Origin of the sequence: Herbaspirillum sp. GCM10030257 (assembly GCF_042666555.1) — a bacterium.
In the GTDB taxonomy this organism is placed as follows: domain Bacteria; phylum Pseudomonadota; class Gammaproteobacteria; order Burkholderiales; family Burkholderiaceae_D; genus Noviherbaspirillum.
Genome location: NZ_JBHTDH010000062.1, coordinates 1 through 10,354, shown reverse-complemented (window position 1 = coordinate 10,354; position 10,354 = coordinate 1). Strand labels below are relative to the sequence as shown.

Genomic DNA, 10,354 nt, shown 5'->3' with positions numbered 1-10,354 from the left:
TGGCATCCAGGTCGATAACAGGAACGTTGCTTGCCGTCACGCCCAGACGGAGTGTTCCCAGCACGGGTGCCGGCAGGCGTTCGTGCGTCAGCACCGCGACCGGGGAACTGTCCTGCAGCATGAAGGCAAGCCGGTCGGCCGGATAGGCCGGGTCCAGCGGCACATAGGCGCCGCCAGCCTTCATGACCGCCAGGATGGCGACCACCATGTCGATGCTGCGTTCCATGCAGAGTGCGACCCGTGCATCGGGCACCACGCCCAGCGTGCGCAGGTGACGCGCCAGCCGGTTGGCCCGGCGGTTGAGTCCGTCGTAGCTCAGCTGCTGTCCTTCACGCAGCAGCGCCACTGCCTCCGGCGTGGCCGCTGCCTGCGCTTCGAACAGCTGATGCATGCACTGGTCTTGCGGATAGTCGGCGTGCGTTGCGTTCCAGTCCACAAGCAAGGATCTCCGCTCGTTGCGCGGAAGTACTTCAATCCCGCGAACCGGCGTCGTGGGCGCCTGTTCCAATGCCTGTACCAGATGCTCTAGCGCCGTGTGCATGTACGTGCATATCCGCTCGGGATCAATCGGCATTTGCGCGATTGCACTCAAATGAAATGACTCGCCGAAATCGTCGACTTCCAGCGTGAGTGGATAGTTTGTACGGTGCGCGCTACCGCCAAGCAGCTCGATTCCTTCTCCTTCCCGCTCCGTACCGATGTCCGGTTCGGCAACGTGCGCGGCGTAAGAGGAATTCCGGTCAGGGTTGTGACGATAATTCAGCAGGGCACCAAACAATGGCGTAGGCGCAATCACGCCACTGCAACGCTGCGCACGCGCAAGAGAAGTGAACTCGTGGCGCATCAACCGGGTCAGCAAGCCATGAACGTCTTCGACACATTTTCTAACCGGCGAGCCATCTATGGATATACGGATGGGCAAGGTGTTGATGAACATACCGGGAAGCCGCATCTTGCCGTCGCCATCGCGCATGCCCGCGAACAATACCGTTCCGAACACGACATCATTGCGCCCGGAGACACGGGCCAGCACGCTCGCCCATGAAAGGTGAAAGAGTGTGGCAGTACTGAGGTGCAGCGTGCGTGCAGCCGCGCGCAACCGTCGGGCGAGCGACGCCTCGACAAGCCGCCCTTCTTCCCTGATCGGCAATCCGTCAACGGGCATGTCGAGGAGAGAATAAGGTGCTGTCGGCTCGTCGACATCACCCAGCATTTCCTTGAAAAATTCATCCTGCCGTCGAATACAGGCGCCATGACGGGCCTGGGCAACAAAACGGCGGAACGGCACGGGCACCGGCAGATTTCGCGTTTCACCTTCCAGAATGGCCCTGGTTTCCTCCTGGATGACTGCCAGCGTTGCACCGCCGATGGCAAGGTGATGACTTAGCGCTAGAGCAACCCACCGACCCGAAAGCGAATCGCGGGCAACGACGATCTTGATAAGCGGCGCGCTCCGGATGTCGAGACGAAAGTGAGATGGATCAAATCGGTCAATAAGTTGCTTCGCGATGTCGCCGGCTTCGGGCCGCAACACCAGCTCTTCAATCCTCAGCGGGGCATGCCGCCACACGATCTGCACGGGCTCGTGCAGCCCCTCCCACAAAATGGAAGTGCGGAGAATATCATGGCGTCTGATTACGGACTGCATTGCTTCGAAATACGCATCCATCTGAGGACGGGATTCAAAACTGAACAACACATGCGACAAGTAAGGATCCCGGCGCTCTCCACTGATGTAATGAAAAAACATCCCTTCCTGCAGCGGCGCCAACGGATAAATGTCCTGCACATTCCCCGCGCCGCCAGGCACCGCATTGACCATGCATTCGATCTCGTCCGAAGTGACTTCCACCAATGGCAGCATGTCCGGCGTGATCGCACTGCATCCCACAGGAATCCGGTTTTCCGGCACTTCCCCGATGCCATCTGGACCGATGTAATCTCCTGACTGGATCAGCGCCATCAACGCGGCCTTGTTGCGCCTTAAAACGTCGATCAACGCGGGCTCGTCAACTATTCTTTCACTTCCGCGAACTATCAGTTCACTTCCCCTCACCGCGAGGGCAACGTTTTTTTCGTTGAGCTGCTCGATCAGTTCCGAAAGCATCACAGCGCAATCTCCTTGATCCTGGCGCATGACAATGCCATTTCGGCAATCGTCGGACTCGAGAAAACTGTACGCACGTCGATATCCAGTCTCATTTTTTTCATGCGTGCGATCAGGTCGACGGCGAGCAGTGAATGACCGCCGAGTTCGAAGAAGTCGTCATGGCGTCCGACTTTCTCCACCCGCAATACGTCTGCCCAGATGGTGGCCAGCAGAATTTCCGTCTCGCCCACCGGCGCTTCATAGGTGCGCGTGGATGGAGTCATATCCGGAGCGGGCAGCGCCTTGCGATCGAGCTTGCCATTGGGGGTAAGCGGCAGACGATCCAGGAAGGTCACACTCCCCGGAAGCATGTACTCGGGAAGTATCCTTGCTAGGTGCTTTCGTACGTCTCTGAAACCCGGCTTGGTATTTTTCGACAACTGGCGCAGTCTGTTCAGGTGACGCAATCCCTGCAATGCCTGATCAGGCTCGATCCAATCGACCAGGCACGCCATTTCGTCCACGCCAATGCCGCGCAAGCGTTCGACCACATGGAGGCAGGTTTCCGGTGTTCCAATGAGCGATGCCGTTCTGGAGTAGCGCTCAAATGCAAATGAAACAATCGTCTCGACTTCTTGTTCCTTCAGGTTGTCGGTGGATACGTCCATCGCCTTTGCAAACGCTTTGAGCAGCCCCAGATGCGAGCGCATATACCGAATGAAGGGCTCGCGGGCATTCTCCAGCGTCTGATTGAAGTCCTCTCCCATGAAGGTATGAATCATGAGCGTGACTCGCCCGGCATCCGGGTCATATCCATGTCGGGCACGAGCCTGCCGGTAGAGTGTTATGTTGGCCGCGACTTCTTCCACGCTTTGGCCCAGCAGATGGGTCAGGATATTGGCGCCAAGCTTGCCCGCCTGAATGAACGTCTCCGGGTTGCCGGAAGACGTGACCCAGACAGGCAATTCAGCTTGTACCGGCTTGGGATAGATCGTTACCTGCGATTGTTTTCCACTGCCATCCGTAAAACTGCGTTGTTCACCGCGCCAGAGCGCCTTGACCGTCTCGATGCCGGAAGCCATGACATCCTTGCGATTCGCGTAACTGTCGGGTGCAAGAACGAAGTCGCGTGGCATCCAGCCTGTCGCGAACGATACGCCCACACGCCCCCGTGACAAGTTGTCCACGACGGACCACTCTTCCGCAACCCGGATGGGATTATGCAAGGGCAACACTACGCTACCCGCCCGGAGGTGAACCGACTTTGTCACGGTAGCAAGCGCGGCATTCAATATCGCCGGGTTTGGGTACAGGCTGCCAACTTCATGGAAATGCCGCTCGGGCGTCCATACGGCTTCGAACCCGTTCTCGTCTGCGTAACGCGCGGCCTCCAGATACAGGCGGTACTTATCATTTTGCTCGTAGGTATCTGCCCCAAAATAGAAAAGGCTGAAGCCCATCTGATCCGTATTCCGTTCGGATTCCATGCCCGTCTCTTCATCCTGCAAAACGGCGTACGCCGCCAGTCGCGTATCTCCGGCCATATCTTCGCGCGCCACGACGACGCATTGCTTGACCTGGGGATGTGTTGCCAGGGCCGCTTCGATCTCGGCCGGTTCGATTCTGAAACCGCGTACCTTCACCTGATCATCGAGGCGACCCAGAAATTCGATATCGCCGTTGGGCAGATAGCGCGCGCGGTCACCCGTCTTGTACATCCGGGAGCCGGCCGGCCCGCCAAGCGCCTCATCAATGAATCGCTCCGCCGTCAGTTCATCGCGGTTCAGGTAGCCGCGCGCGAGGCCGTCACCTGCGATATGCAGTTCACCGGGAATCCCTACCGGCACCGGTTGTCCGCTCTCATCAAGGATATAAATGCGGGTATTGGCGACAGGACGGCCAATTCGCATCGCCACGTCCGCCGACGTGACGCGATGCACCGCAGACCAGATTGTGGTTTCGGTCGGTCCATACATATTCCAGACCGCCGGGACACGCGCGAGCAGGCTTTCGGCAAGATCGGAGGGAAGCGACTCGCCGCCGCAGAGCACCTTTAAAGTCCGCGGGAACACGGACCAGTCTTCTTGCAGCAACATGCGCCACGTCGAGGGCGTTGCCTGAATTACCGATACATCATGGTCGCAGATCAGCTTTGACAGCTGGGCCGGATCCAGCGCTGCCTCGCGGCGGGCGCAAACAAGCCTGGCACCTCTGGTCAATGGCAGGTATAGCTCAAGCCCCGCAATGTCGAACGACAGCGACGTCACTGCCAGAAGAACATCTTCCGGCTCCAGGCCGGGCTCTTTTGCCATCGATGCCAGGAAGTTACTCAACGAGCCATGCGCGATAGCCACCCCTTTCGGCCTTCCGGTCGAGCCGGATGTATAGATCACGTATGCGAGGTGGTTCGGCAGCGAAACCGCCGACGGATCGGTATCCGGCATGGCATCCAGGAATGCCGTATCCGAACCAAGATAGACAGTTTGAATCTGATGTGGCGGAGCGGCGCGTTGCAAGTGACGCTGCGTCAGCAGAACTGCAGGCGCGCTATCCTGCAGCATGTACGCCAGGCGTTCCGCCGGAAAGTCGGGATCCATTGGCACATAGGCGCCTCCCGCCTTCAGTATCGCCAGAAGTCCTACGACCATGTGCAGCCCACGGTCGACGCAAATGGCTACGCGCGTCTCGGGAACGACACCGAGATTCCTCAGGTAATGCGCGAGTCGGTTCGCTTTGGCATTCAGCTCGCCATACGTGAACTGCCCCTGATCGACAACAAGACCTATGGCGCGGGGATTGCGGCCCGCCTGCTCTTCGAAGAGCGTGTGCACAGTCTGCAACGAGTAGGCGGCATCGGTCCTGTTCCATTCTTCCAGGATCTGCTGGCGCTCTGCGTCGCTCAGCAGCCCAACTTGGCTCAGAGGTTGCTGGTCATCTGTGACCATTGCCACCAGGACGTTGCGCACATACTCCAGATGACGTTCGACCGTCTCCTGATCAAACAATGCGACTGCGTACACTAGTGCACCCACGATGCGGCCGTCCGCCTCCGCAAGATTGAGTGACATGTCGAATTTTGCCATTTCGGAACCGGTGCTGACCGGTGCCACTTCCAGCCCCGGCAGGTCGAGTTCGCCCCGATCGTTGTTCTGCCATCCGAACAAGACCTGAAATAACGGACTATGGGCCATGCTTCTTGGCGGCCTGACCAGTTCAACAACCTGTTCAAAAGGGAGATCCTGGTTTTCCTGCGCGGCGAGCGACTGGGACTTCACCTGTAGCAGTAACTGCTCCAGCGTCGGATTCCCTGACAGATCCAGCCGTATCGCAAGCGTGTTGACAAAAAAGCCGATAAGGGGCTCGATCTCGGCACGAAGCCGGTTGGCTGTCGGCGTACCGACGACCAGATCCGTCTGTCCTGACAAGCGCGCAAGCACGGCGGCCCAGGCCGCCAGCATGGTCATGAACAGTGTGGCTCCATGTCGCTGTCCGAGTTCTTTCAAAGCAGCCGTCAACTGCTCGTCCAGCACCAACATGATGGTGCCGCCGGCATAACTTTGTTGCGCGGGTCGGGGGCGGTCTGTCGGCAAGTCGAGCAGCACCGGCGCGTCTGCCAGCGTGCGCTGCCAGTAGTCCACCTGGCGTTCCAGTATCGCGCCATCAACCCAGCGTCTTTGCCATGCGGCGTAGTCGGCGTACTGAATCGCCAGCGGCGGCAGTGGATCGGGCTGACCTTGAACGAATGCCCGGTAAAGCGTGCAGAACTCGGTTGTAAGCAAGCCCAGTGACCAGCCGTCCGAGACAATGTGATGCATCGTCACCATCATTACATACTGGTCGTCAGCGGTTCGGAGCAGGCAACCGCGAATCAGCGGACCGTCGATCAGGTTGAAAGGCGCATTCGCCGTCTCGTCCAGCAATCGTTCAGTTTCCCTGCTGCATTCGGGACGTTCGCGCAGGTCGTGTTCCTGCAATGAGAATCCGCTGTCCTTCGGAAGAATCCGCTGGACAGGTTTGCCTTCAAATAAGGCAAACGTGGTTCGTAATGCCTCATGGCGTGCAACGATACAATCCAGCGCTTTGCGCAACGCAAAGACATCCAAAGAACCAGTCATCTGGAAACCGACCGGGATATGGTAAGCCTCGCTTACCCCGTCCATCTGCGCCAGGAACCAGAGTCGCTGCTGTGCGAACGATAAGGCAAGCGGCAGATCGCGTGCCACGAGCTGTACGGGTGGCAGGCTGCTGCGCGCAGCAGCCTTCACAGAGTTTGCAAATTCCTTCAGTGTCGGCCGGAGAAAAAGTTCGGTTACGCTGATTTCCACGCCAAGTACATCGCGGACCCGTGAAGCGGTTCGGACAGCAAGCAGAGAATGCCCGCCAAGGTCGAAAAAGTCGTCGCTGCGCCCAACCCTGTCCACCTTCAGAACGGCACACCATATCTTTGCGAGGGCTGTTTCGATCTCGTCGCCCGGCAACTCAGTGTCATCTGTCGAAATCGCCTGAATGCCGGGCTCCGGTAGTGCTTTACGGTCCAGCTTGTTGTTCGGATTCAGTGGAAATGTGTCGAGCCGAACGAATGCAGTGGGGACCATGTAATCCGGCAACGTTTCCTGCAGATATGCCCGCAATGCCTCGAAGGATGGCTCGGGCGCGCCTTCTGCGGCGGTGTAATACGCCACCAGACGTTTGTCGCCCGGGCGGTCTTCGCGGACGAGCACGACTGATTCCCGGATAGCCGGGTAGGCCGAAAGGCGTGCCTCGATTTCACCGAGTTCAATGCGAAATCCACGAACCTTGACCTGAAAATCGTTCCGTCCCCTGAACTCGATGACACCGTCATCCCGGTATCTCCCGAGGTCTCCGGTCTTATACATCAACGCGCCAGCCGTATCCGAGAACGGGTTAGGGATAAAGCGCTCCGCAGTCAGTTCAACCTGATTCACATAGCCAAGCGCAACACCGACTCCGCCTATGTGAATTTCTCCGGTCACTCCCACAGGCGTGGGGTGCCCACGAGAATCCAGAATATAAATTTGCGTGTTCGAGATCGGCCGTCCGATCGGAATAGTTTTTTCGTCTTCAGCAACCGAATCAACCTCGTGCGTTATCGCAAAGACCGCTGTCTCGGTCGGTCCATATCCATTGATCAGGTGTTGTGGCCGGCCGTTACGCATCGCCTGGGCGATCACGCGGGGGTCCAGCGCATCTCCACCGACCATCAGATAGTTCAGTTTTGGAAGAATCTCGGTCAGAAAATCCGCGTACTGGTTGAACAAGCCCACGCTTATCCACAGAACGTTGACGGCATGTCCTCTTAAGCTGTCCCGGAATCGTTGCGGATCCAGCACATCCGGTTGGTCGATGACTGCGATGGACGCACCATTGAGAAGTGGGACCCATACTTCGAGAGTGTTGGCGTCCCAGGCCGGATTGGACGAGTAGGCGAAACGGTGGCTGCCATTAAAACTGGCATAGCCGTTGTTGATTGCGACCCGCCCAATGGCCCGATGGGGGACAATGACGCCCTTTGGTTGTCCGGTGGAGCCGGAGGTATAAGTGATATGTGCCGCGGTTTCGCTGCTGACAGATACGCCCAGGTTGCTAGCGTCGCCGGTTCCGATATCGATGGTGTCGAGGTCTAGCCGCCTGACGCCATCCGGCACAGGCAGCGACACCTCTGAATCCGTCACCACCATGCTGGCCTGACAGTCGTCAATGATGAACAGATGGCGTGCTACTGGTGCGCCAAGGTCAAGCGTGACAAACACGGCGCCGCATTTGACGACTGCGATTTCAGCCGTGATGAGCGCGATCGAGCGATCGAGCAACAATGCCACCGGCATGCCCGGTAAAATTCCCTGACGCTGCAGATATCTGGCCAGCCGGTTTGCATTGGCGTTGATCTCGCCATAGGTGATGCTGCGTTCCCCGTGTACTACCGCAATTGCATCCTGCGCTGCGGCAGCATGTGCTTCGAACAGTTCATGAATACACAAGTGGCGCGGGTAGTCTGCGCTGGTTGCGTTCCAGTTGACCAGCAATTGCTGGCGTTCTTCCGGTGGCAGCACGTCAATCGCATTTAATGGCGTGGCCGGCGCGCGCTCAAGGGCATCTATCAATCGCGCGAGCGATGTGTGCACATACGTGCATACGCGCTGCGGGTTTATCGGTGAACACGCCTGCGCATTGAGTACGAAGCCTACCCCTTCGTCGTTGACATTCAAGGTTAAAGCATAGTTGGTGCGCAGATCAAAGTTCCGCGTCGCTGAATGCGTCGGCAAAGGCAAATCCGGCGACGCAAGCTCATTGCCGCTTCGTCCTGCATGGGGGTTATGGCGATAGTTGAGAATGGAAGTGAACAGCGGGGTTTGCGGGGCCACCGCACTGCAGCGTTGTGCCAGTGCCAGCGATGCATGTTCATGCCGCAGCAGGTCGGCCATCAATGCATGCACCATGCGCAGGCCTTCCTGCACGGAATCTTCTCCGATCCGTATACGCACCGGCAAGGTATTCATGAAGAGCCCCAGGGCGCGATCCGTTCCTTCATGGCCCTGCGTGCGTCCAATCAGCACGGTGCCAAAGACCACATCGTCGCGTCCCGACAGCCGCGCAAGAGTCAGGGCCCATGCCATATGACATAGTGTCGCCGGACTCACCACGAGTCGCCGTGCCGTCTCACGCAATCGCCTGGCGAGCGACGTATCCAGTTGCTGCCATGCCTCCAATATTCCGGAACCGTCACCATGCACATTCATCAAACCGAATGGCGCCGTGGGTTCATCCACGTCACCGAGCAAGCTTTTAAAGAATGTTTCGTGTTCGCTCCGGCTCAGTCCGAACCGCGTTTGAGCAACGAAATCCCGGAATGGAATCGGCGCTGGCAAGTCCATGGACCGACCGGCCAGATGCGCCTCGATTTCCTGAAGCAGAACTCGGTGGGTGGTGGGGTCGCTCAGCAAATGATGACTTAGCCAGAGCGCAGACCAGGTATCCGTTGATTTGTCGTATGCAATGAACACCCGCATAAGCGGTGCCTGGCCAAGGTCGATGCGATAATGGCGCGGATCAAACCGAGTTCTCAGGTTCTCGGCAGCATTGCCGAGTTGCGGATCCACCTCAATCTGCTCGACCGTCAGGATGGCTTTTCTCCATACAACCTGTACCGGTTCGGTGATGCCTTTCCAGAAAACCGACGTGCGCAAGATGTCATGTCGGGTTATTACTGCTTGCAGTGCATTGATGTACTCATTCAACTGCGCTTTTGTTGCGAAGTCGTACATCATCGGCGCCAGATACATGTCGCCCTTGTTTTCAAGCTGGTAATGAAAAAGAATACCTTCCTGTAATGGTGCCAGGGGATAAATGTCCTGAATATTCGCGGCACCACCCTCCACGGAGCCGACGATGCGGGCGATATCCTCATTTGACAGTTCAACGAGCGGAAGCATCTCGGGCGTAATCGCATTGCATCCGTTCGGGATTCCATTTTTGGGAACTTCAATCGCCGTAGTTCTTGGCGCTGTATATTTCCCGGTTGCGATTAATTGAATCAGTTCGCTTTTGTTATTCCGCAGAAGATCAAGCAAGGAAGGCTCCAACGCATTCCTTTTGCCCTGAACTATCAGTTCTTCCCCCTTGATAGTCAGGGCAATCTTCTTCTCATCCAGTTGACGCAATAGCTCGGTAACACTCACAGTGCAACCTCCATGTCTTCTACGGCAGCGGCCAATGCCGCCAACGTGGGAGCGGTAAATAAAATTCGAATATCCGCATGCAGGCTTATCCTGCGCATACGATCGATCAGCGTTACTGCCAGTAGTGAATGCCCACCGAGCTGGAAGAAATTATCGTGACGACCCACCTTCTCCAGTCCCAGCAGTTCGGCCCAGATCGCAGCCAGCGCGGTTTCAACTTCGCCTTGCGGTGCTTCGTACGCACGCACCGCATACGCATCGCCGTCCGGCGCCGGCAGCGCCTTGCGGTCGAGCTTGCCGTTTGGCGTCAGCGGCAGTGCATCGAGTGCGACATAGGCCGCCGGCACCATGTACTCGGGCAGCATGGCCGACAGGTGCAGGCGCATGCCTTCCACTTGCACCGTACCCGGCTCGTCTTCCGTGTAGTACGCCACCAGCCGTTTGTCGCCGGGATGGTCTTCGCGCGCGATCACTGCAATTTCTTTCACTCCACGATACTGCGCCAGCTTCGCCTCGATCTCACCCAGTTCGATGCGCATGCCGCGCAACTTCACCTGGTGGTCATTTC

3 protein-coding genes are annotated in these 10,354 nt (G+C 57.8%); all 3 read right to left on the bottom strand.

Translation table 11 applies throughout. The annotated features are described in order from the left end of the window. Positions 1–2,107 (bottom strand): condensation domain-containing protein (locus ACFQUU_RS28715; RefSeq protein WP_382252000.1); only part of this gene is annotated, 2,107 nt, incomplete at its 3' end. After that, positions 2,107–9,786: an amino acid adenylation domain-containing protein gene (locus ACFQUU_RS28710; RefSeq protein WP_382251998.1), complete on the bottom strand. Its 7,680-nt coding sequence runs from the start codon at positions 9,784–9,786 to the stop codon at positions 2,107–2,109. The genes ACFQUU_RS28715 and ACFQUU_RS28710, both read right to left, overlap by 1 nt. Beyond that, positions 9,783–10,354 (bottom strand): phosphopantetheine-binding protein (locus ACFQUU_RS28705; RefSeq protein WP_382251997.1); only part of this gene is annotated, 572 nt, incomplete at its 5' end. The genes ACFQUU_RS28705 and ACFQUU_RS28710, both read right to left, overlap by 4 nt.